Below are 22,514 nucleotides of genomic sequence, written 5' to 3'. Positions count from 1 at the left end.
TCGTCATCCTTAACGTGATTGAGAGAGAAACCTATGTTTGGTAAAGGCGGTCTGGGCAACCTGATGAAGCAGGCCCAGCAGATGCAAGAAAAAATGCAGCAGATGCAGGAAGAAATCGCGAAGCTGGAAGTGACCGGCGAATCCGGCGCAGGTCTGGTGAAAGTGACCATCAACGGCGCACACAACTGCCGTCGCGTTGAGATCGACCCAAGCCTGCTGGAAGATGACAAAGAGATGCTGGAAGATCTGGTTGCTGCGGCATTCAACGATGCGGCGCGTCGTATCGAAGAAACTCAGAAAGAAAAAATGGCCTCTGTTTCCTCCGGAATGCAGTTGCCGCCAGGCTTTAAGATGCCGTTCTGATGCAAACCAGCCCGCTGTTAACACAGCTTATGGAAGCACTGCGCTGTCTGCCGGGCGTTGGCCCGAAGTCAGCGCAGCGTATGGCGTTCACGCTGCTTCAGCGCGATCGTAGCGGCGGGATGCGTCTGGCGCAGGCGCTCACCCGGGCGATGTCGGAAATCGGTCACTGCACCGATTGCCGCACCTTCACTGAACAGGAAGTCTGTAACATCTGTTCAAACCCGCGTCGTCAGGAAAACGGTCAGATTTGCGTGGTAGAGAGTCCTGCGGATATCTACGCCATTGAGCAGACGGGGCAGTTTTCCGGTCGTTATTTTGTGTTGATGGGGCACCTGTCACCGCTGGACGGCATTGGCCCGGATGATATCGGACTTGATCGTCTGGAACAGCGTCTGGCGGAGGAAAAAATCACCGAAGTGATCCTCGCCACCAACCCAACGGTCGAAGGTGAAGCCACCGCTAACTACATTGCCGAGCTTTGCGCGCAGTATGACGTGGAAGCCAGCCGTATTGCCCACGGCGTACCGGTTGGCGGCGAACTGGAAATGGTCGATGGCACCACGCTGTCGCACTCACTCGCCGGGCGTCATAAGATTCGTTTTTAAGCAAACGAGAGCAGGATCACCTGCTCTCGCTTGAAATTACCCCCTCTTGTCCCCATCTCTCCCTCATCCTGTTTTTAACCTTAAAATGGCATCATTGAGGTAGACCTACATGAAAGGACAAGAAACTCGTGGTTTTCAGTCAGAAGTGAAGCAGCTTCTGCATCTGATGATCCATTCTCTCTATTCCAATAAAGAAATCTTCCTGCGTGAGCTTATCTCTAACGCCTCCGATGCGGCGGACAAGCTGCGTTTCCGCGCGCTCTCTAATCCGGATCTGTACGAAGGTGATGGCGAACTGCGCGTTCGTGTCTCTTTCGATAAAGACAAGCGCACGCTGACTATTTCCGACAACGGCGTGGGGATGACCCGCGACGAAGTGATCGACCACCTGGGGACTATCGCTAAATCCGGCACCAAATCGTTCCTCGAATCTCTGGGGTCTGATCAGGCGAAAGACAGCCAGCTGATCGGTCAGTTTGGTGTTGGTTTCTACTCCGCATTTATCGTGGCCGATAAAGTGACCGTGCGTACTCGCGCGGCAGGCGAAAAACCAGAAAACGGTGTTTTCTGGGAATCGGCTGGTGAAGGTGAATACACCGTTGCCGACATCACCAAAGAAGATCGTGGTACTGAAATCACCCTGCATCTGCGAGAAGGCGAAGACGAGTTTCTCGATGACTGGCGTGTGCGTTCCATCATCAGCAAATACTCCGACCATATCGCGCTGCCGGTAGAGATCGAAAAACGCGAAGAGAAAGACGGCGAAACCGTTATCTCCTGGGAGAAAATCAACAAAGCGCAGGCGCTGTGGACTCGTAACAAGTCGGAAATCACCGATGAAGAGTACAAAGAGTTCTACAAACACATCGCCCACGACTTTAACGATCCGCTGACCTGGAGCCACAACCGCGTTGAAGGTAAGCAGGAGTACACCAGCCTGCTGTACATCCCGTCGCAGGCACCGTGGGATATGTGGAACCGCGATCACAAACACGGCCTGAAACTGTACGTCCAGCGTGTGTTCATCATGGACGACGCAGAACAGTTTATGCCGAACTATCTGCGCTTCGTGCGTGGTCTGATTGACTCCAGCGATCTGCCGCTGAACGTTTCCCGTGAAATCCTCCAGGACAGCACGGTAACGCGTAACCTGCGCAATGCGCTGACCAAGCGTGTGCTGCAAATGCTGGAAAAACTGGCGAAAGACGACGCGGAAAAATACCAGACCTTCTGGCAACAGTTTGGTCTGGTACTGAAAGAAGGTCCGGCGGAAGATTTCGCTAACCAGGAAGCGATCGCCAAACTGCTGCGTTTTGCTTCTACCCATACCGATTCTTCTGCGCAGACCGTGTCTCTGGAAGACTATGTTTCCCGCATGAAAGAAGGGCAGGAGAAAATCTACTACATCACCGCAGACAGCTACGCGGCAGCGAAGAGCAGCCCGCACCTGGAACTGCTGCGTAAGAAAGGCATCGAAGTTCTGCTCCTTTCTGACCGCATCGATGAGTGGATGATGAACTATCTGACTGAGTTCGACGGTAAACCGTTCCAGTCTGTGTCCAAAGTTGACGAGTCGCTGGAAAAACTGGCTGACGAAGTTGATGAGAGCGCGAAAGAAGCGGAGAAAGCACTGACTCCGTTTATAGACCGTGTGAAAGCCCTGCTCGGCGAGCGTGTGAAAGATGTCCGTCTGACTCACCGTCTGACCGATACGCCAGCGATTGTGTCTACTGACGCGGACGAAATGAGCACTCAGATGGCGAAACTGTTCGCTGCGGCGGGTCAGAAAGTGCCAGAAGTGAAATATATCTTCGAACTGAACCCGGATCACGTGCTGGTGAAACGTGCGGCAGATACTGAAGATGAAGCGAAGTTCAGCGAGTGGGTAGAACTGCTGCTGGATCAGGCGCTGCTGGCAGAACGCGGTACGCTGGAAGATCCGAACCTGTTTATTCGTCGTATGAACCAGCTGCTGGTGTCGTAAGCCTTTTACCCCCTTACCCTAACCCTCTCCTCAAAGGGGAGAGGGGATCGATCGTGCAGATATTAAAGAACTGCGCTGGTTTTCACCCTCGCCCCTTTGGGGAGAGGGCCGGGGTGAGGGGCATCAACCGCACTTTCCCCCAAACTTTCTCCCCTTAACCGTTTCAGCCCCATGTGCCTTTCTTGAGGCAATTGCCTGTTGGTGGTATCGTTTATCGCTTTTTCAAAAAATTCGACACATTTTAAGGGGATTTTCGCAATGCGTATCATTCTGCTTGGCGCTCCGGGCGCGGGGAAAGGGACTCAGGCTCAGTTCATCATGGAGAAATATGGTATTCCGCAAATCTCCACTGGCGATATGCTGCGTGCTGCGGTCAAATCTGGCTCCGAGCTGGGTAAACAAGCAAAAGACATTATGGATGCTGGCAAACTGGTCACCGACGAACTGGTGATCGCGCTGGTTAAAGAGCGCATTGCTCAGGAAGACTGCCGTAATGGTTTCCTGTTGGATGGCTTCCCGCGTACCATTCCGCAGGCAGACGCGATGAAAGAAGCGGGCATCAATGTTGATTACGTTCTGGAATTCGACGTACCGGACGAACTGATCGTTGACCGTATTGTCGGTCGCCGCGTTCATGCGCCGTCTGGTCGTGTTTATCACGTTAAATTCAATCCGCCGAAAGTAGAAGGCAAAGACGACGTTACCGGTGAAGAACTGACTACCCGTAAAGACGATCAGGAAGAAACCGTGCGTAAACGTCTGGTTGAATACCATCAGATGACTGCGCCGCTGATTGGCTACTACTCTAAAGAAGCGGAAGCGGGCAACACCAAATACGCAAAAGTCGACGGCACCAAACCGGTTGCTGAAGTTCGCGCGGCTCTGGAAAAAATCCTCGGTTAATTCGAAAGCGCGCACGGATAGTCCCCTTGCCCTCGGGGAGAGGGTGAGGGGAACAGGCTCGCACAAGCAAACTTATCAGCAATCTCAGGCCGGATTTTCATTCGGCCTTTTACAAAAACCTCAATCTGCGTTATTCCTTTTTCTGATTTGACCTCTCACAGCAATTAGTTCTTCTTCCTCACTTTTCCGCTACAATTATCAACAAGTTGAATCGATAAGAGGCGGTAATGCGTCAGACAAAAACCGGTATCCTGCTGGCAAACCTGGGCACACCCGATGCCCCCACACCTGAAGCGGTAAAACGCTACCTGAAACAATTTTTAAGCGACAGACGCGTAGTCGATACTTCACGGCTGTTGTGGTGGCCATTGCTGCGCGGCGTGATTTTGCCGCTGCGCTCGCCGCGTGTGGCGAAGCTGTATGCCTCTGTCTGGATGGAAGGTGGCTCGCCGCTGATGGTTTACAGCCGCCAGCAACAACAGGCGCTGGCACAACGTTTACCGGAGACGCCCGTGGCGCTGGGAATGAGCTACGGCACGCCATCGCTGGAAAGCGCCGTAGATGAACTACTGGCTGAACATGTTGATCATATCGTGGTACTGCCGCTCTACCCGCAATACTCCTGTTCAACGGTCGGTGCGGTGTGGGATGAACTGGCTCGCATTCTGGCGCGCAAACGTAGCATTCCGGGGATATCGTTTATTCGCGATTACGCCGATAACCACGATTACATTAATGCGCTGGCGAATAGCGTTCGCGCCTCTTTCGCTAAACATGGCGAACCGGATCTGCTGTTGCTTTCTTATCATGGCATTCCGCAACGTTATGCGGATGAAGGCGATGATTATCCGCAACGTTGTCGCACAACGACTCGTGAACTGGCGTCTGCGCTGGGAATGGCACCGGAAAAAGTGATGATGACTTTCCAGTCGCGCTTTGGTCGGGAACCCTGGTTGATGCCTTATACCGACGAAACGCTGAAAATGCTGGGAGAAAAAGGTGTCGGCCATATTCAGGTGATGTGTCCGGGCTTTGCTGCGGATTGTCTGGAAACACTGGAAGAGATTGCCGAGCAAAACCGTGAAGTCTTCCTCGGTGCAGGCGGAAAAAAATATGAATATATTCCGGCGCTTAATGCCACACCGGAACATATCGAAATGATGGCTAATCTTGTTGCCGCGTATCGCTAAAGCTGAGCGGTAAAGAATTGAGCGCCGTCGCGAAGAGCATCGTCGGCGGTTTTCATCATCCGTGAATAATGCAAAAAGGCGTGCAGCGTGCCTGGGTAGAGTTTGAACTCACAGGGCTGCTGATGCGCCGCTAACGTCTGGTAAAGCAGACGGCTGTCATCCAGCAGCGGATCGAACTCCGCCCCGGCAATAAAACAGGGCGGAACTTCGCGAGTGAGATCATTATTAAACAGACAGTAATACGGCGACTCGCGGTCCGCGTCGTTGCTTAAATACGCCTCTTCATACATCTGCAAATCCTGTTGCGTTAAGCCATCCCAGTCACCCCCCAACAGACGACGAGTCACGGAATCGCGTAATCCGTAAAGCCCATACCACAGCAAAACACCCACAACTTTGCCGCAATCGATCTGCTTTTCACGCAACCATAAAGCACTGGCGAGCGCCAGCATGGCGCCAGCGGAATCACCGGCAAAACCAATGCGTGACATATTGATCTGATAATCGCCCGCCTGCTGGTGGAAGTGACAACAAGACGCCACGATTTCCTCTATCGCTTGCGGAAAACGCGCTTCTGGCGAAAGGGTGTAATCAATGCCAATCACCGTACACTGGGTGTACTTTGCCAGCAGACGCATAATGCGATCGTGGGTATCGAGATTGCCGAGAATAAAACCGCCGCCATGTAGATAAAACAGCGTCGCCGGGCTATCCGGGTTCGGACAAAATTGCCGTGCTTCTACCTGACCATATTTTGTCGGAACCGCGTAAGCTCTGGTTTCCATTTCTGGAGCGTCAGCGTTCCAGAATCGGCGCTCAAGCGTATAATGCTGGCGTTGTTCGGCAATCGTTCCCGTTGCGGGCCAGGGCGGTAAATCGGGCTGATGAGTGTTAACAACCGCCTTCATTTCGGCAGAGATTAGCTCCAGCACGGGTAGTTTGTTTTCCGGCTTCATGCAAAAACTCCTTTCAAATTGCGTCATTGTAAGGAACATCTCCCATGAAAATGCGATCCCGTCGGCTGATATTGAAACTGCCTGCGTCTCGCGCGTTCAGGCATGATTGTGTTAACATTCGCCGCTCAGTTAACCACCCGTAAAAACAACCATGAAATTTCCCGGCAAACGTAAATCCAAACATTACTTCCCCGTAAATGCACGCGATCCGCTGTTGCAGCAAATCCAACCAGAAAACGAAACCAGCGCAGCCTGGGTGGTCGGTATCGACCAGACGCTGGTGGATATTGAAGCCAAAGTGGAAGACGATTTTATTGAACGTTATGGATTAAGCGCCGGGCATTCACTGGTCATTGAAGATGATGTTGCTGAAGCACTTTATCAGGAGCTGAAACAGAAAAACCTGATTACTCATCAGTTTGCAGGTGGCACTATTGGCAATACCATGCACAACTATTCTGTACTGGCAGACGACCGTTCGGTGCTGCTGGGCGTGATGTGCAGCAATATTGAAATTGGCAGCTACGCCTATCGTTACTTGTGCAATACATCCAGCCGTACCGATCTTAACTATCTGCAGGGTGTGGATGGCCCGATTGGTCGTTGCTTTACGCTGATTGGCGAGTCTGGCGAACGTACCTTTGCTATCAGTCCAGGTCATATGAACCAGTTACGGGCAGAAAGCATTCCGGAAGATGTTATCGCCGGAGCCTCGGCGCTGGTATTAACGTCCTATCTGGTGCGTTGCAAGCCGGGTGAACCGATGCCGGAAGCGACCATGAAAGCCATTGAGTATGCGAAGAAATATAACGTACCGGTGGTGCTGACGCTGGGCACTAAATTTGTCATCGCCGAGAATCCGCAATGGTGGCAGCAATTCCTCAAAGAACACGTCTCCATCCTTGCGATGAACGAAGAAGAAGCTGAAGCGTTGACCGGAGAGAGCGATCCGCTGCTGGCATCTGATAAGGCGCTGGACTGGGTTGATCTGGTGCTGTGCACCGCCGGGCCAATCGGCTTGTATATGGCGGGCTTTACGGAAGACGAAGCGAAACGCAAAACCCAGCATCCGCTGTTGCCGGGCGCTATCGCGGAATTTAACCAGTATGAGTTTAGCCGCGCCATGCGCCACAAAGATTGCCAGAATCCGCTGCGCGTCTATTCGCACATTGCGCCGTATATGGGCGGGCCAGAAAAAATCATGAACACTAACGGTGCCGGTGATGGGGCGCTGGCGGCGCTGTTGCATGACATTACCGCCAATAGCTATCACCGCACTAACGTGCCAAATTCCAGCAAGCATAAATTCACCTGGCTGACTTATTCGTCGTTAGCGCAGGTGTGTAAATATGCTAACCGTGTGAGCTATCAGGTACTGAACCAGCATTCACCACGTTTAACGCGCGGTCTGCCGGAGCGAGAAGACAGCCTGGAAGAGTCTTACTGGGATCGTTAAGCCATTGAACCAATGACAGTCGGATGCGGCGTAAACGCCTTATCCGACCTACGGAAGATGGCACCTGTGGGCCGGATAAGATGCGGCAGCATCGCATCCGGCAATGGCGTCAATGTATTACCCCGTCACCACTTCACCCGCCGGTGGCGTTTCCAGCAGTTCCAGCATAGTACGGGCGATTTCACGTTCACCCATCACTACCTGATTCGCGCCACGTTCGGTGATATACGCCACCTCATCGTCATAATGGGCGCGGGCGATAATCTCAATATCCGGGTTTTTGGCGCGAGCAGAGGCCACAATCTCGCCCGCTTCGTAACCGTTAGGAATGGTCAGAATCAGCCATTTCGCGCACTCCAGATGCGCCAGTTGCATGATCTCTTCATTCGCCGCGTTGCCCAGTACCGCGCGAACGCCGCGCTCTCGCAGCTCATCAACACGGGTTCGTGATGTTTCAATCACCACTAACGGAATATCAGAGGCGAGTAATTTCTCCCCCAGCAGACTGCCTACACGACCGTAGCCCACCAGTAGCGCATGGTTGCAAATATCCACCGGGATCTGCTTCTCTTCTTCGATAGCTTCTTCCAGCGTCTGTTCTTCCAGCGTTTCGGTTTTTGCCAGATATTTCTCCAGCAGCGCGAACAGCACCGGGTTGAGCATAATCGACAGGATCGCGCCTGCCAGTACCAGGTTTTGTCCGGCCTGCGGCAGTAAATTCAATGCCATTCCCAGTCCCGCCAGGATAAACGCGAACTCACCAATCTGCGCGAGGCTGGCGGCGATGGTTAACGCCGTGCGCTGGGAGTGACCAAACAGCCGAACGAGGAACAGTGCCGCGACAGATTTACCAAACAGAATAATTGCCAGCGTTGCCAGCACTGCCAGCGGTTGCTGAATCAGAATTAACGGATCAAATAACATCCCGACGGAGACAAAAAACAGCACCGCAAAGGCGTCGCGCAATGGCAGCGTATCGTGTGCGGCGCGGTGGCTAAGTTCGGATTCATTCAGCACCATCCCAGCGAAGAATGCACCGAGCGCAAAGGAGACGTCAAACAGTTCTACCGCACCAAAAGCAATGCCTAACGCCAGTGCCAGCACCGACAGGGTAAACAGTTCACGCGAACCGGTTGCCGCGCTGCGTGCCATAATCCACGGCACCAGACGGCGACCCACTAACATCATTATGGCGATAAATGCTACCACCTTGCCGATGGTGATCCCCATATCAACCGCCAGCGTCGCGAAGCCCACATCGCCCTGTTCCAGCATCCCTGCCACTGCGGGCAGCAACACCAGCGTCAGAACCATCACCAAATCTTCCACAATCAACCAGCCGATGGCGATTTGCCCGCGCTGACTGTCTATTAATTGCCGTTCTTCAAGTGCGCGCAGTAACACCACGGTACTGGCGGTGGAAAGACATAAACCGAACACGATACCGGTCATTAACGACCAGCCCAGCACGGCAGAGAGCGCCATACCCAGCAGCGTCGCCACGGCTATCTGGGCGATCGCGCCGGGAATGGCAATGGACTTTACCGCCATCAAATCCTTGAGCGAAAAATGCAAACCGACGCCGAACATCAGCAAAATAACGCCCAGCTCCGCCAGTTCCGGCGCCAGCTTGGTATCGGCAACAAACCCTGGAGTGAATGGCCCTGCCAGCACGCCCGCTAACAGATATCCCACCAGAGGAGAAATACGCAGTTTATTAGCAATCATGCCGAGGATAAAAGCGAGCACAAGGCCGCCAACAATGGTGGTGATAAGCGGGGTGGCGTGATGCATTCCGTCTCCTGTTCCTGGTGGTTGTTGTCCATTTTTGGCTGGGAAAACCAAAATTACAGGTAATAGTTTATGACAATTTCATGGTTGATGTTTATGAATAATTGTTGAATTTTGCAGAAAAATGGAATTAACCGCAAAAAAGGCACGGATCGGAAAAGTGATAAGGTGTATGAAGAGGAAAGGCTTATGGCTACTGCAAAATGAAGCAGCCAAAGTTTACCTTTGGCTGCATGGAAATCAGGATTTATGCCGGTTATCAGGCAGGAATATGGTCAACATACCAAGAAGTGGAAGGAAAGCACAGATTTTATAAACTAACTCGATACTGGTATGATCGGCGATAAGCCCCAGAACCGCAGCGCCCAGCCCCCCCATACCGAAAGCAAAACCGAAAAACAGTCCAGAAACCATGCCGATACGTCCCGGAAGTAGCTCCTGAGCGTAGACCAGAATGGCGGAAAACGCCGAGGCGAGGATAAATCCAATAATCACCGTTAAAACCCCCGTCCAGTACAGGCTGGCGTAGGGTAAAATCAAGGTAAATGGCGCAACGCCGAGGATAGAGCCCCAAATCACATATTTTCGACCGATTTTATCGCCTACAGGCCCGCCAATCACCGTACCCGCCGCGACGGCAAACAGGAAGGCAAACAGATGAAGCTGGGCATTCTGGATAGATAATCCGAATTTTTGCATCAGATAAAAGGTGTAATAGCTGCTGATGCTCGCCATATAGAAATATTTCGAGAAAATCAGCACTAACAGCACACAGACAGCCAGCACGACCTTATTACGCGGCAGTGGATTGATTATTATTGCTTTCGGTTTGCCTTTACTCATCCGATGCTGTGCAGAGTACCAACGGCTGATTTGCGCCAGTACCACGATAGCCAGCAATGCCGCCAGCACAAACCATGCAACGTTGCCTTTGCCGTAAGGGGCGATGATCACCGCCGCCAGCAATGGCCCCAACGAACTACCAAAGTTACCGCCTACCTGGAAGATAGATTGCGCCAGGCCATGACGTCCACCAGACGCCATACGCGCCACGCGGGAAGATTCCGGGTGAAAGACCGACGAACCCGTACCGACCAGCGCCGCCGCCAGCAGAACCGTGCCAAAACTACCCGCCAGCGCCAGCAGTATCAGGCCGCTCATGGTAAAGCACATGCCAATCGGTAATGACCACGGCATTGGGTATTTATCTGTCCAGTAACCGACTACCGGTTGCAACAGCGAAGAGGCGAGCTGAAAGGTGAGGGTAATCATCCCAATCTGCATAAACGTCAGGGAAAACTCTGACTGAAGCAGCGGATAAATCGCCAGAATCAGCGATTGGATCATGTCGTTCAGCAGATGCGAGAGGCTGATTGCGCCTAAAATACCAAATGATGTGCGAGCCTTAGTGGTCGATGCAGCCGCGCCCGCCGCAGGCTGGGTTTGTTCACTCATTGCCATAGGAAAGTCACTTTTTCAGAGTTGCGATGTAAAGAATGATCTTATTTGTGATTATTACCCGACTAACATACCTGTATGCGCTGTCTGAAGGAAGTCTCAATGCTTAATACAGAATTTCCATTTTTGTATGTAGATTTACCATCACCGAACACAGACTTGTCTATTATGTCGCGTCATACTAATTTTCAACACGTTGATATCTGGTCAGGGAGAGAGAAATATGAAGTTTTTGCAGCGGGGTGTGGCATTAGCACTATTAGCCGCATTTACACTGGCGAGTGAAACCGCCCAGGCTTATGAGCAGGATAAAACCTACAAAATTACGGTACTTCATACCAACGACCACCACGGTCATTTCTGGCGTAATGAATATGGCGAATATGGTCTGGCGGCGCAAAAAACGCTGGTGGATGGTATCCGCAAAGAAGTCGCGGCTGAAGGTGGTAGCGTGCTGTTACTTTCTGGAGGTGACATTAACACTGGTGTTCCAGAGTCTGATTTACAGGACGCCGAACCGGATTTTCGCGGCATGAATCTGGTGGGTTATGACGCGATGGCAATCGGTAATCATGAATTTGATAACCCGCTCACCGTATTACGTCAGCAGGAAAAATGGGCAAAGTTCCCGTTGCTCTCCGCCAATATCTATCAAAAAAGTACCGGCGAGCGTTTGTTTAAACCCTGGGCGTTGTTTAAGCGTCAGGATCTGAAAATCGCGGTAATTGGTCTGACGACCGATGACACGGCGAAAATTGGTAACCCGGAATATTTCACCGACATTGAATTTCGTAAACCTGCCGACGAAGCGAAGCTGGTGATTCAGGAACTGCAACAGACAGAAAAGCCGGACATTATTATTGCAGCCACACATATGGGGCATTACGACAATGGCGAACACGGTTCAAACGCACCGGGCGATGTAGAGATGGCGCGCAGCCTGCCTGCCGGATCGTTGGCGATGATTGTCGGCGGTCACTCGCAAGATCCGGTCTGCATGGCAGCAGAAAATAAAAAACAGGTCGATTATGTGCCGGGTACACCTTGCAAGCCGGATCAACAAAACGGCATCTGGATTGTCCAGGCGCATGAGTGGGGCAAGTATGTGGGACGAGCCGATTTTGAGTTTCGCAATGGCGAAATGAAAATGGTCAATTACCAGTTGATTCCGGTGAACCTGAAGAAAAAAGTGACCTGGGAAGACGGAAAAAGCGAACGCGTGCTGTACACCCCGGAAATCGCCGAAAACCAGCAAATGATCTCGCTGTTATCACCGTTCCAGAACAAAGGCAAAGCACAGCTGGAAGTGAAAATTGGTGAGGTTAGTGACCGTCTTGAAGGCGACCGCAGCAAAGTTCGTTTCGTACAGACCAATATGGGACGGTTGATTCTGGCAGCACAAATGGATCGCACCGGAGCCGACTTTGCGGTGATGAGCGGAGGCGGAATTCGTGACTCCATCGACGCGGGTAACATCAGTTATAAAAACGTGCTGAAAGTGCAGCCGTTCGGCAATGTGGTGGTGTATGCCGACATGAGCGGTAAGGAAGTGATTGATTACCTGACCGCCGTTGCACAAATGAAGCCGGATTCCGGTGCCTATCCGCAATTTGCCAACGTCAGCTTTGTGGCGAAAGATGGCAAACTTAACGACCTGAAAATCAAAGGCGAACCGGTCGATCCGGCAAAAACTTACCGCATGGCGACGTTAAACTTCAATGCCACCGGCGGTGATGGTTATCCGCGCCTTGATAACAAACCGGGCTATGTCAATACCGGCTTTATAGATGCTGAAGTGCTGAAAGACTATATCCAGAAAAACTCGCCGCTGGATGCGAGCGCGTATGAGCCGAAAGGTGAGGTGAGCTGGCAGTAATCTGAAAGTGCCGGATGTTTGCATCCGGCACAATGCTTAATCCCGGCGGGCGATATCGGCAAATTTCGCATCGAGGATCTTCGCCAGATCGCCTGCCGCAAGTTCAATATCCAGTCCGCGCTTGCCACCGGAAACATAAATAGTGGCAAATTCTTGCGCGGGGGCATCAATAATCGTCGGCAGACGTTTTTTCTGTCCTAGTGGGCTAATTCCCCCAACTAAATATCCCGTCGAACGCTGTGCCACCATCGGATCGGCCATCTCTACCTTTTTGGCACCCAGCGCCTTTGCCACCTTTTTAAGATCCAGTTGACCGGCGACCGGCGTAACGGCCACCGCCAGATGTTTCATATCGCCGTTCACTGCGACCAGCAGCGTTTTGTAGACCTGATCTGCATTCAAGCCTAATTTTTTGACCACTTCATCGCCAAAGTTGGTTTCAGCCGGATCGTGATCGTAGGTATGAATCTGGAATGAAATTTTGTTTTTTTCGAGTAATTTAACTGCGGGTGTCATCGTAATTTTCCTGCCTTAAACAAAAAAACGGAGAAAGCATACGCCTGATGGCGGCTCAAAAAAAAGAGTCATCTTGCCTAATAGTATTGGCAGGATGGTGAGATTGAGCGACAATCGAGTTACACCGTCGCTTAAAGTGACGGCATAATAATAAAAATATGAAATTCCTCTTTGACGGGCCAATAGCGATATTGGCCATTTTTTTTAGCGCAACATTTGTGGCAAATTCCCTTCTCCATACAGATGTAACGCACCGACCGCGACCACATAGCGCCCCGGTGGCATAGCCCGTAATTTATCCCGCCAGGCAAGATTTCGCTGATGCATCAACACGTCGTACAGCGACTGGCTGAACGTATTGGGCAGCGTTATTTCATTATTTTGCGGCGGCGCATTCAGCCACCAGCTCATCATTTGTTGTAGTAGCCGTGCGTTGGTATGCCAGTGGGTCAGCGTATCGTCCAGCAGCGCCAGTCCTTTGTCGGGGAGCTGGAGCAACATGGCAATCTGATTTTCTGCCCCTTCCAGTTCAATCACGGGCTTATGTTGTTGTTTCGCCGCCTGCAATAGCTGGTAATCGATACCATATTCTGCCCGCAGCCCCAGTTTTTGCGCCTGCGTCGCCTGGAGAACCATCGCGATTTGCCACAGTGGTTGGGTAGAAAAGAGCGACGGAGAAATGCCCATTTCCTGGCTGATGTGCTGCAGATTTTGTAATTGTTCTTCGCTGATGCGCTCTTCCAGCGCCTCGCAGGCAGGCAAATTAGCAAAAGGCGTATCGCTGGTGGAAACATCTGCCTCGACAATCAGCGCATCGGCTTGTTTGAGCTTTTTAAGCAAACGGGCGGGTAGAGGAGCCATATCGTGGCTACCCATATGAATACTGCCAATCAGATGAAAATGGCGATTGCCGGGGAGGGAGATATCGATGGCAGGCCAGGTGTAATGATTACCGCGCAGCGCGGCCCAAAGTGTTTTTACCCGGTACAACAGATCCATACGACCTCCCTTTGTGAAATATCATGCTAGCGCGCGGGGAGGGATGGCGCAAATGGAGTTGATTATTGCACTTATGCACAGTGCTTGTGTGCATTATAATGATTAAATAATGGACAAGGAGATGAGAATGGAATGGCTCAAAAAATCAACATAAGGAGTTTTCGTGATCCCTGGCTGGCTGATTTTTTTGTCCACTCAACGCCACATCGAAAGATCCCTGCTGAAATCCATAACGCGTTATCAAGAAAATTGGACATCATTAATGCTGCCACTTCCCATCGGGATTTACGTTCCCCACCAGGAAACCGGTACGAAGAGTTATCGGGGAAATTGCAGGAATACTCCTCCATTAGAGTGGATAAACAGTACCAACTGATATTTAAATGGGTTAATGGCAAGGCCGAAGAATTGTTTTTAGATCCACACAACTACTAAAACATAGCTGTCGTATTGACGAGAAAGGTAAAACCATGAAACAGGCAACAAGAAAACCGACGACACCCGGAGATATTCTTCTCTATGAATATCTGGAACCGCTCGATTTGAAAATCAATGAGTTAGCAGAGTTGCTGCATGTTCATCGTAATAGCGTCAGTGCACTGATCAATAATAATCGTAAACTCACCACTGATATGGCATTTCGTCTGGCGAAAGTTTTTGATACCACAGTCGATTTTTGGCTAAACCTCCAGGCGGCAGTTGATCTTTGGGAAGTTGAAAACAACATGCGCACCCAGGAAGAATTGGGACGGATTGAAACAGTGGCTGAATATTTGGCACGCCGTGAAGAGCGTGCAAAAAAGGTCGCGTAGAATCATTTCCCTATAACGGATGCGCCACCCTAAAGCAGCGCATCCGCAATGACATACTTATTCCTTCGGTTTAAACCGCAGCAATCGGTTAGCGTTACTCACCACCGTAATCGACGAGAGCGCCATTGCCGCTCCGGCGACCACCGGGTTAAGCAGTGTTCCGGTGAACGGCCACAAAATACCGGCGGCGACCGGAATACCGATACTGTTGTAGATAAACGCGCCAAGCAGGTTTTGCTTCATATTGCGTAGCGTCGCGCGGGAGATGGCGAGTGCGTCTGCAACCCCCATCAGGCTATGGCGCATCAGGGTAATCGCCGCTGTTTCAATGGCAACATCACTCCCGCCACCCATTGCAATACCGACATCCGCCTGGGCCAGCGCCGGCGCGTCGTTAATGCCGTCGCCCACCATTGCTACCTGGCGACCCTCGCTTTGCAGACGTTTAATCGCTTCGGCTTTTCCATCCGGCAATACACCCGCAATCACTTCATCAATCCCTGCTTCTTTGGCGATCGCATTGGCGGTGGTTGGGTTATCGCCGGTTAACATTACCAGACGATATCCCGCTTTATGCAGACGTTGCAGCGCCGCCACGCTATCGCTACGCAATGGATCGCGTACCGCCAACAGAGCCACCGCTTTGCCATCAACGGCCAGTAACACCGGCGTTGCGCCTTGTGATGCCTGGGCTGAAATATCAGCTTCAATCGCTTTCGTATCGACTTGCTGGTCATTTAACAGAGCCTGATTCCCCAGCAGCAGTGAATGGCCTTCCGCTTCTCCACTTACCCCCAGTCCGCGCAATGTACGGAAGCTATTGACCTGTGGCAGTGTGATATCGCCTGCTTTATCGAGGATTGCCCGCGCCAGCGGATGGCTGGAACCTTGCTCCAGTGCCGCCGCCAGACGCAATGCCTGCGCTTCATCAACATCAGCAAACGTTTTTACTGCGACAACCTGTGGTTTACCTTCGGTCAGCGTCCCGGTTTTATCGAACACCACGGTGTCGAGCGTACTGGCACGTTGCAGCGCATCGGCGTCACGCACCAGCACCCCAAATTCTGCCGCGCGCCCGACGCCGGAAATAATCGACATCGGCGTTGCCAGCCCCAGCGCACACGGACAGGCGATAATCAGCACCGTGGTGGCAATCACCAGGGTATAAACAATTTGCGGTGCGGGTCCAAAGAAATACCAGATTGCCGCACTGATCAACGCAATCACCACTACCACCGGCACAAACACGGCAGAGATTTTATCCGCCAGTTGACCGATTTCTGGCTTACTGCTCTGAGCCTGGCGCACCATGCGAATGATCCGCGACAGCGTGGTATGGCTGCCGACTGCGCTGGCGCGAAACAGCACACTACCGTCCTGTACCACTGTCCCGGCATGAACGCTATCGCCTTCGCCTTTTTGCTGTGGAATAGGTTCGCCCGTTAACATCGCCTCATCCAGCCACGCTTCACCCTGAGTGATTTCGCCATCCACCGGCACACGGTCACCGGTTGTCAGGCGCAGCAACATACCTAGCTGAACGTCTGCCAGCGGCACACTCTTTTCACCTTCGTCAGTAACCAGTCGCGCCGTCGGCGGGGTTAAATCGAGTAATTTCTCCAGCGCCTTTGAAGAACGCTGACGCGCACGCGCTTCCAGCATATGACCGAGGTTGATCAGACCGATAATCATCGCGCTGGCTTCGTAATAAAGATGTCGTGCTTCCATCGGAAACCACTGCGGCCACAGGTTAACGCTCATTGAATAGAGCCATGCCACGCCAGTACCCAGCGCCACCAGCGTATCCATCGTCGCCGCGCCGTTGAGCAGGCTCTTCCATGCACTGCGGTAAAAATGTCCGCCAGCGAAAACCATAACCGCCAGGGTTATCAGCCCAATAACCAGCCACAGGCTGCGGTTGTCGGCGGTGACCATCATGTTATCGCCGATCATCCCCCAGACCATTACCGGGATACCCACCGCCAGAGCGACAATCGCCTGCCAGCGGAAGCGTTTCATGGTAGCGACGGCTGTTTCCTGCTGGCGCTCACGTCGTTTAGCGTCATCTTCAATCGCTTCTGCGCCGTAGCCCGCTTTTTCCACCGCCTGCACTAAATCTTGTGCGGAGGCACTGCCCATCACCAGCGCAGTGCGCTCCGCCAGGTTTACCCGTGCCTGGGTGACGCCCGGTACGCTTTGCAGCGCATTTTGTACGCGGGTGACACAGCTGGCGCAGCTCATGCCGCTCAACAGCAACTGCTGGCTATCGTCGTCATCGGCGGTTGCTGCCGGAAGCTCATCAGAAACCGCTGTCAGTGCTTCCGACGGGATTGATGACTCCGCCAGCGGTTTAGCCTTTGGGTGGCTTACAGATGCGTCATAACCCGCTTGCTTGATGGTTTCGATAAGCTGTTCCGCGCTGGCAGTACCGGTGACGTGCGCTTCAGTAATTGACACATCTGCCTGCTCAACGTCCGGGCGCTGTTCGAGACTTTCTTTCACGCGTTTAACGCAGTGACCGCAGGACAGGCCGTCCAGGGTCAGGTCGATAGTTTGTGACATAACGTACTCCTTTAAGACAGTTTTGACTGACTGTGATAAAGGGTAAACCTTCCAGCAAGGGGAAGGTCAAGAAATTATTTCGTAGCGCAATGAAAACGCGGTGGAGATTAAAAGATTGGCTCAATTTGCATCAGGATTAGACATTTATCTCTTTGTTTTCCTTTGGTTAAGTTGCGGGTGCTAAGTTAAATCAGGATGCCTGAAAATTGGCATCGGGATGAGGAATAGCCTCCCGCATCTATAAAAAGGAGTTAACAACAGATGTCAGATGCAAAAAATTTACAGCAGGCAGTGGATCAGGCATATGTCCAATTTCACTCACTTAGCGGCGGGCAAAATGCCGATTACATTCCCTTTCTGGCGAATGTCCCCAGCCAACTGGCGGGGGTAGCTATTGTGACTTGCGATGGCAACGTCTATCGCGCGGGTGATAGTGATTACCGCTTTGCGCTGGAATCCATCTCGAAAGTCTGTACTTTAGCCCTCGCGCTGGAAGATGTCGGCCCGCAGGCGGTGCAGGACAAAATTGGCGCTGACCCGACCGGATTGCCTTTTAACTCAGTCATTGCCTTAGAACTTCATGGTGGCAAGCCGTTGTCGCCGCTGGTGAATGCAGGCGCTATCGCCACTACCAGTCTGATCAAAGCCGATAATGCTGAACAACGCTGGCAGAGAATTTTACACATCCAACAACAACTTGCTGGTGAGCAGGTGGCGCTTTCTGAGGAAGTGAACCAGTCGGAACAGACCACCAACTTCCACAACCGGGCGATTGCCTGGCTGCTGTATTCCTCTGGATATCTCTATTGCGATGCGATGGAAGCCTGTGATGTGTACACCCGCCAGTGCTCCACGCTTATCAATACCGTTGAGCTGGCTACGCTTGGCGCGACACTGGCGGCGGGCGGTGTTAATCCGCTAAGCCAAAAACGCGTTCTCCAGGCTGACAATGTGCCGTACATCCTGGCCGAAATGATGATGGAAGGGCTGTATGGTCGCTCTGGTGACTGGGCGTATCGCGTTGGCTTACCCGGCAAAAGCGGCGTCGGTGGCGGCATTCTGGCGGTAGTGCCTGGCGTGATGGGGATTGCCGCGTTCTCGCCACCGTTGGATGAAGAAGGCAACAGTGTTCGTGGACAAAAAATGGTGGCATCGGTCGCTAAACAACTCGGCTATAACGTGTTTAAGGGCTGATCATGATGAACACGGAAGGTAATAACGGTGACAAACCTCTGGGACTATGGAATGTGGTTTCCATAGGTATCGGGGCGATGGTGGGGGCGGGGATCTTTGCCCTGTTGGGGCAAGCGGCGTTGCTAATGGAAGCCTCGACCTGGGTCGCTTTTGCTTTTGGCGGCATTGTGGCGATGTTTTCCGGATATGCCTATGCGCGCCTTGGTGCAAGTTATCCCAGCAATGGCGGGATTATTGACTTCTTTCGCCGGGGGTTAGGCAACGGTGTTTTTTCGCTGGCGCTCTCGTTGCTGTACCTGATGACGCTGGCGGTGAGTATCGCGATGGTTGCCCGTGCCTTTGGTGCTTATGCTGTGCAGTTTTTGCATGAGGGCAGCCAGGATGAGCATCTTATTTTGCTCTACGCGCTGGCGATCATTGCCCTGATGACGCTGTTCAACTCCTTAAGCAACCATGCGGTAGGGCGACTGGAAGTGATCCTTGTCGGCATCAAAATGATGATCCTGTTGTTGCTGATTATTGCGGGCGTCTGGTCGCTGCAACCGGCGCATATTTCCGTCTCTGCGCCCCCCAGCTCCGGCGCATTCTTCTCTTGTATCGGGATTACCTTCCTTGCTTATGCGGGCTTTGGCATGATGGCAAACGCGGCGGATAAAGTGAAAGATCCGGCGGTCATTATGCCGCGAGCATTTTTGCTGGCGATAGGCGTTACCACACTGCTCTATATTTCCCTGGCACTGGTGCTGCTTAGTGATGTTTCGGCATTAGAGTTAGAAAAATATGCCGATACCGCCGTAGCGCAGGCCGCTTCTCCACTGCTTGGGCATGTGGGTTATGTGATAGTGGTGATAGGTGCTTTGCTGGCGACGGCATCAGCCATCAACGCAAACCTGTTTGCGGTGTTTAATATCATGGACAACATGGGCAGCGAGCGTGAACTGCCGAAGCTAATGAATAAATCCCTGTGGCGGCAGAGTACGTGGGGTAACATCATCATAGTGGTGTTGATCATGCTGATGACGGCGGCGCTTAATTTAGGTTCCCTGGCCAGTGTTGCCAGCGCCACCTTTTTGATCTGCTACCTTGCGGTGTTTGTGGTGGCGATCCGTCTGCGTCATGATATTCACGCCTCGTTGCCAATCCTCGTTGTCGGTATGATGGTCATGCTATTGGTAATCATCGGTTTTATTTACAGTCTATGGTCCCAGGGCAGCAGCGCACTGATGTGGATTATTGGCGCACTATTACTAAGCCTTATTGTGGCAATGGTAATGAAACGGAATAAAACCATATAAAATCTACCTGCGCGCAGTGCTTTCTGTGCTGCGCCTTTATTTTTTTTCTTAATCAAACCCTCCGTCTTATACTTTTAATAAATAAGTCACAAAAAAATGGTATATACACGATAAAACTGTGATTCTTATCACTTCTTACTATGGATTATTCTCAATGCGGATGATGGTAATCTAAAACTCGTAGTGTATTCTTAATAAATAACGTATAAGCTTTTTAGCTGCATTTCTTTTAATAGGGGGAATAAAAACGAAAGAGATGCACAAGTTATTACCCTTCTTAAATAAAATGAGGCTGGTTATAAAAACTAGTTAAAATAATGACCTGGAAGGAAGTGACTTATCTATGGCGCGATTACAATTAAAAAACCGTAAAAATAAATGCCTGATATTTTTAATAAGTTTTATTGTGATGGGAGAAAACGCGCTTGCAGCGCCATTACCACAATGGGCTAACGCCCCTGCGGTTACGTCGGTTGCCAGTTTATCCTTACAGGAAAGTATATTACGCGCATTTGCGCGAAACCCCGACGTCACCCAACAGGCGGCGCAGATAGGTATTGGCGAAGCGCAAATCGATGAAGCCAAAAGTGCCTGGTATCCGCACGTTGGCTTAACCGGTAACGCGGGGCCGTCCCGACAAACGGACTCCAGCGGCAGGCTTGATAACAACGTTTCGTATGGCATAACCCTGACGCAGTTGGTGTATGACTTTGGTAAAACGAACAACGATATCAAACTGCAAACTGCCGCTCGTGACAGCTACCGCTTTAAATTGATGGCAACCCTAACCGATGTCGCAGAGAAAACGGCGACCACCTATATGGAAGTTAGCCGTTATCAGGCTTTGTGCGATGCGGCTCAACGTAATATCCACTCGCTGGAAAATGTCTACAACATGGCGGCACTGCGCGCCAACGCCGGCCTGAACTCATCTTCTGATGAATTGCAGGCTCAGACACGCATTGCCGGAATGCGCTCGACGCTGGAGCAATATCAGGCGCAAATGGCGAGCGCCAAAGCGCAACTGGCGGTGCTGACTGGCGTACAGCCGGAGGCGATAGCCGCGCCACCTGCGGAATTAGCCGAGCAGCCGGTATCGCTAAAAAATATTGATTACCAGTCCATTCCGCTGGTGCTGGCGGCAGAAAATTTACGCCAGTCGGCACAGTACGGCGTGGAAAAAACCAAAGCGCAATACTGGCCGACGCTTAGTATTCAGGGAGGCAAAACGCGCTACCAGACCAGCGATCGCTCGTACTGGGACGACCAGTTACAGCTGAACGTTAACGCGCCGTTGTATCAGGGCGGTGCGGTTTCTGCCCAGGTACAACAGGCCGAAGGGCAACAAAAAATCTCCGCCTCGCAGGTCGAACAGGCAAAACTGGATGTATTACAACGGGCATCGGTGGCGTATGCCAACTGGACTGGCGCACGGGGGCGCGAAGAAGCCGGTTTAGCGCAATCCGAAAGTGCGCACAAAACGCGAGATGTGTATCAAAATGAATATAAATTAGGTAAACGCAGTCTGAATGATCTATTAACCGTCGAGCAAGATGTCTTTCAGGCGCAATCGGCTGAAATAAATGCCAGTTATGATGGCTGGGTTGCCGCAGTAAATTATGCCGCTGCGGTTAATAACCTTATTCCATTAGCGGGAATTAAACAGGGCTTATACAACGACTTACCCGATTTAAAATAATCCTGCCATTATTAATATCAGGTAGGCATCGTTGTTGAGTTATTACCTTTGTCTTATTTAGATAAATGGACTCGCTAAGGATGTGCGCCATTTATCAGGAATGCCATTATGAGCCTGATTATTGATGTTATTTCGCGTAAAACATCCGTCAAACAAACGCTGATTAATCCTGGCGCGTTACGGTTGTTATTTATGAGCCCTCTGTGGTGCAGGTTCATGCTCAGGCATCTGCCGTTGCGCGTTACGTTCGCGAAGGAAATGATCTGCTGATCTATATGCAGGATGGCACGGTTATCCGTTGCAACGGCTATTTCCTGCAAGCGGCAAATACCACTGAACAATCGGAACTGGTGTTTGCTGATGGGCAACAGCTAACCCACGTCACCTTTGCCGATGCCGCAGCGGGGGGATTAGCCCCCGTAGAACTGACTGCCCAGACCACTGCGATTGAAAGCATTGCGCCATTTCTTGATACCGTTGCTCAGACCAGCACCTTCCCGTGGGGATGGTTAGCCGGTGCGGCGGTAGGTGGCGGTGCGCTTGGCGCTTTACTGGCAAGCGGTGGCGATGACGATTCAAAAACTGAAGTGGTTAACAACCCTCCGCCACCCGCCGAGCCAGGCAATGCGACCCCATCATTTTTAGTCACCGATAATCAGGGCGATCAGCGCGGTATTCTTGCCACCAATGACATCACCGATGACACCACGCCAACCTTTAGCGGTAGCGGGCAGGCGGGTGCGACCATCCAAATCAAAGACAGCAACGGCAATACTATTGCCAGTGCTCAGGTAGACAGCAACGGGCACTGGAGCGTCTCTTTACCCACGCAAAGCGCAGGTGAACATACCTAGT

The 22,514-nt window shown here is 51.8% G+C and carries 19 protein-coding genes; 13 read left to right on the top strand and 6 right to left on the bottom strand.

Annotated features, from left to right (window positions below):
* The first annotated feature begins 33 nt into the window (after positions 1-33).
* From LG381_RS20505 to hemH, 5 genes are all read left to right on the top strand, one after another.
* Entirely contained in the window at positions 34-363 is a 330-nt protein-coding gene (locus LG381_RS20505) for a YbaB/EbfC family nucleoid-associated protein (RefSeq protein ID WP_001515903.1), read from the top strand.
* Positions 363-968: a recombination mediator RecR gene (recR, locus tag LG381_RS20500; protein WP_128458782.1), complete on the top strand. Its 606-nt coding sequence runs from the start codon at positions 363-365 to the stop codon at positions 966-968. The genes LG381_RS20505 and recR overlap by 1 nt, the downstream gene beginning before the upstream one ends.
* Positions 969-1,077: 109 nt before the next feature.
* A complete protein-coding gene (htpG, locus tag LG381_RS20495) occupies positions 1,078-2,952 on the top strand; it encodes a molecular chaperone HtpG (RefSeq protein ID WP_000678201.1) in 1,875 nt (624 codons plus the stop codon).
* A 258-nt stretch (positions 2,953-3,210) separates the two neighbouring features.
* Positions 3,211-3,855 (top strand): adenylate kinase, encoded by a 645-nt coding sequence (adk, locus tag LG381_RS20490; protein WP_001313630.1) that lies wholly within the window; start codon positions 3,211-3,213, stop codon positions 3,853-3,855.
* Between the two features lie 227 nt (positions 3,856-4,082).
* On the top strand, positions 4,083-5,045 hold the full coding sequence (hemH, locus tag LG381_RS20485) for a ferrochelatase (RefSeq protein ID WP_001250121.1): 963 nt from the start codon (positions 4,083-4,085) through the stop codon (positions 5,043-5,045).
* Here hemH and aes read toward each other — a convergent pair.
* Entirely contained in the window at positions 5,042-6,001 is a 960-nt protein-coding gene (aes, locus tag LG381_RS20480) for an acetyl esterase (protein ID WP_225762861.1), read from the bottom strand. The genes hemH and aes overlap by 4 nt on opposite strands.
* A 151-nt stretch (positions 6,002-6,152) precedes the next feature.
* On the opposite strand from aes, the gene gsk reads away from it, so the two are divergent.
* Positions 6,153-7,457, top strand: coding sequence for an inosine/guanosine kinase (gene gsk / locus LG381_RS20475; protein WP_000671589.1), 1,305 nt, complete (start codon positions 6,153-6,155; stop codon positions 7,455-7,457).
* A gap of 117 nt (positions 7,458-7,574) precedes the next feature.
* On the opposite strand, the gene ybaL is transcribed toward gsk, so the two are convergent.
* Both ybaL and fsr read right to left on the bottom strand, forming a co-directional pair.
* Positions 7,575-9,251 carry a YbaL family putative K(+) efflux transporter gene (ybaL, locus tag LG381_RS20470; protein ID WP_000546195.1) on the bottom strand — a complete coding sequence of 559 codons (1,677 nt, stop codon included), beginning with the start codon at positions 9,249-9,251 and terminating at the stop codon, positions 7,575-7,577.
* 237 nt (positions 9,252-9,488) lie between these two features.
* Positions 9,489-10,709, bottom strand: a complete 1,221-nt coding sequence (gene fsr / locus LG381_RS20465) for a fosmidomycin MFS transporter (protein ID WP_001251623.1) — start codon at positions 10,707-10,709, stop codon at positions 9,489-9,491.
* Positions 10,710-10,929: 220 nt separating this feature from the next.
* On the opposite strand from fsr, the gene ushA reads away from it, so the two are divergent.
* Positions 10,930-12,582 (top strand): bifunctional UDP-sugar hydrolase/5'-nucleotidase, encoded by a 1,653-nt coding sequence (ushA, locus tag LG381_RS20460; protein WP_000670591.1) that lies wholly within the window; start codon positions 10,930-10,932, stop codon positions 12,580-12,582.
* A 36-nt stretch (positions 12,583-12,618) separates the two neighbouring features.
* Here ushA and ybaK read toward each other — a convergent pair whose 3' ends face one another.
* Together ybaK and LG381_RS20450 are read right to left on the bottom strand one after the other, a co-directional pair.
* Entirely contained in the window at positions 12,619-13,098 is a 480-nt protein-coding gene (gene ybaK / locus LG381_RS20455) for a Cys-tRNA(Pro)/Cys-tRNA(Cys) deacylase YbaK (protein ID WP_000186623.1), read from the bottom strand.
* 204 nt (positions 13,099-13,302) lie between these two features.
* Complete coding sequence (locus LG381_RS20450; protein ID WP_000365146.1) at positions 13,303-14,097, bottom strand: TraB/GumN family protein; 795 nt, start codon at positions 14,095-14,097, stop codon at positions 13,303-13,305.
* Between the two features lie 132 nt (positions 14,098-14,229).
* Here LG381_RS20450 and LG381_RS20445 point away from each other — a divergent pair, with 132 nt between their 5' ends.
* On the top strand, positions 14,230-14,532 hold the full coding sequence (locus tag LG381_RS20445) for a type II toxin-antitoxin system RelE/ParE family toxin (RefSeq protein ID WP_225762860.1): 303 nt from the start codon (positions 14,230-14,232) through the stop codon (positions 14,530-14,532).
* Positions 14,533-14,567: 35 nt separating this feature from the next.
* On the top strand, positions 14,568-14,909 hold the full coding sequence (locus tag LG381_RS20440) for a HigA family addiction module antitoxin (RefSeq protein WP_000806439.1): 342 nt from the start codon (positions 14,568-14,570) through the stop codon (positions 14,907-14,909).
* A 57-nt stretch (positions 14,910-14,966) separates the two neighbouring features.
* Here LG381_RS20440 and copA read toward each other — a convergent pair whose 3' ends face one another.
* A complete protein-coding gene (gene copA / locus LG381_RS20435) occupies positions 14,967-17,471 on the bottom strand; it encodes a copper-exporting P-type ATPase CopA (protein ID WP_225762859.1) in 2,505 nt (834 codons plus the stop codon).
* 261 nt (positions 17,472-17,732) lie between these two features.
* On the opposite strand from copA, the gene glsA reads away from it, so the two are divergent.
* From glsA to LG381_RS20415, 4 genes are all read left to right on the top strand, one after another.
* The gene (gene glsA, locus LG381_RS20430; protein ID WP_085460466.1) at positions 17,733-18,665 is read left to right on the top strand and encodes a glutaminase A; all 933 of its coding nucleotides are present in this window, start codon (positions 17,733-17,735) and stop codon (positions 18,663-18,665) included.
* 2 nt (positions 18,666-18,667) lie between these two features.
* Positions 18,668-19,960 (top strand): APC family permease, encoded by a 1,293-nt coding sequence (locus LG381_RS20425; protein WP_000982146.1) that lies wholly within the window; start codon positions 18,668-18,670, stop codon positions 19,958-19,960.
* A gap of 343 nt (positions 19,961-20,303) precedes the next feature.
* Positions 20,304-21,659, top strand: a complete 1,356-nt coding sequence (locus LG381_RS20420; protein ID WP_000113318.1) for a TolC family outer membrane protein — start codon at positions 20,304-20,306, stop codon at positions 21,657-21,659.
* 203 nt (positions 21,660-21,862) lie between these two features.
* On the top strand, positions 21,863-22,513 hold the full coding sequence (locus LG381_RS20415; RefSeq protein WP_300980034.1) for a BapA prefix-like domain-containing protein: 651 nt from the start codon (positions 21,863-21,865) through the stop codon (positions 22,511-22,513).
* Position 22,514 lies beyond the last annotated feature (1 nt).

The organism is Escherichia sp. Marseille-Q3837, from assembly GCF_916618735.1.
Classification (GTDB): Bacteria; Pseudomonadota; Gammaproteobacteria; order Enterobacterales; family Enterobacteriaceae; genus Escherichia; species Escherichia ruysiae.
This window is presented reverse-complemented; position numbering and strand designations above follow the sequence as displayed.

Coding starts and splice junctions, on each gene's coding strand:
- recR (WP_128458782.1), top strand. CDS start 363: ATGCAAACCAGCCCGCTGTTAACACAGCTTATGGAAGCACTGCGCTGT.
- LG381_RS20440 (WP_000806439.1), top strand. CDS start 14,568: ATGAAACAGGCAACAAGAAAACCGACGACACCCGGAGATATTCTTCTC.
- LG381_RS20420 (WP_000113318.1), top strand. CDS start 20,304: ATGGCGCGATTACAATTAAAAAACCGTAAAAATAAATGCCTGATATTT.
- gsk (WP_000671589.1), top strand. CDS start 6,153: ATGAAATTTCCCGGCAAACGTAAATCCAAACATTACTTCCCCGTAAAT.
- fsr (WP_001251623.1), bottom strand. CDS start 10,709: ATGGCAATGAGTGAACAAACCCAGCCTGCGGCGGGCGCGGCTGCATCG.
- LG381_RS20445 (WP_225762860.1), top strand. CDS start 14,230: ATGGCTCAAAAAATCAACATAAGGAGTTTTCGTGATCCCTGGCTGGCT.
- htpG (WP_000678201.1), top strand. CDS start 1,078: ATGAAAGGACAAGAAACTCGTGGTTTTCAGTCAGAAGTGAAGCAGCTT.
- LG381_RS20505 (WP_001515903.1), top strand. CDS start 34: ATGTTTGGTAAAGGCGGTCTGGGCAACCTGATGAAGCAGGCCCAGCAG.
- ushA (WP_000670591.1), top strand. CDS start 10,930: ATGAAGTTTTTGCAGCGGGGTGTGGCATTAGCACTATTAGCCGCATTT.
- glsA (WP_085460466.1), top strand. CDS start 17,733: ATGTCAGATGCAAAAAATTTACAGCAGGCAGTGGATCAGGCATATGTC.
- copA (WP_225762859.1), bottom strand. CDS start 17,471: ATGTCACAAACTATCGACCTGACCCTGGACGGCCTGTCCTGCGGTCAC.
- hemH (WP_001250121.1), top strand. CDS start 4,083: ATGCGTCAGACAAAAACCGGTATCCTGCTGGCAAACCTGGGCACACCC.
- ybaL (WP_000546195.1), bottom strand. CDS start 9,251: ATGCATCACGCCACCCCGCTTATCACCACCATTGTTGGCGGCCTTGTG.
- LG381_RS20450 (WP_000365146.1), bottom strand. CDS start 14,097: ATGGATCTGTTGTACCGGGTAAAAACACTTTGGGCCGCGCTGCGCGGT.
- adk (WP_001313630.1), top strand. CDS start 3,211: ATGCGTATCATTCTGCTTGGCGCTCCGGGCGCGGGGAAAGGGACTCAG.
- LG381_RS20425 (WP_000982146.1), top strand. CDS start 18,668: ATGATGAACACGGAAGGTAATAACGGTGACAAACCTCTGGGACTATGG.
- ybaK (WP_000186623.1), bottom strand. CDS start 13,098: ATGACACCCGCAGTTAAATTACTCGAAAAAAACAAAATTTCATTCCAG.
- aes (WP_225762861.1), bottom strand. CDS start 6,001: ATGAAGCCGGAAAACAAACTACCCGTGCTGGAGCTAATCTCTGCCGAA.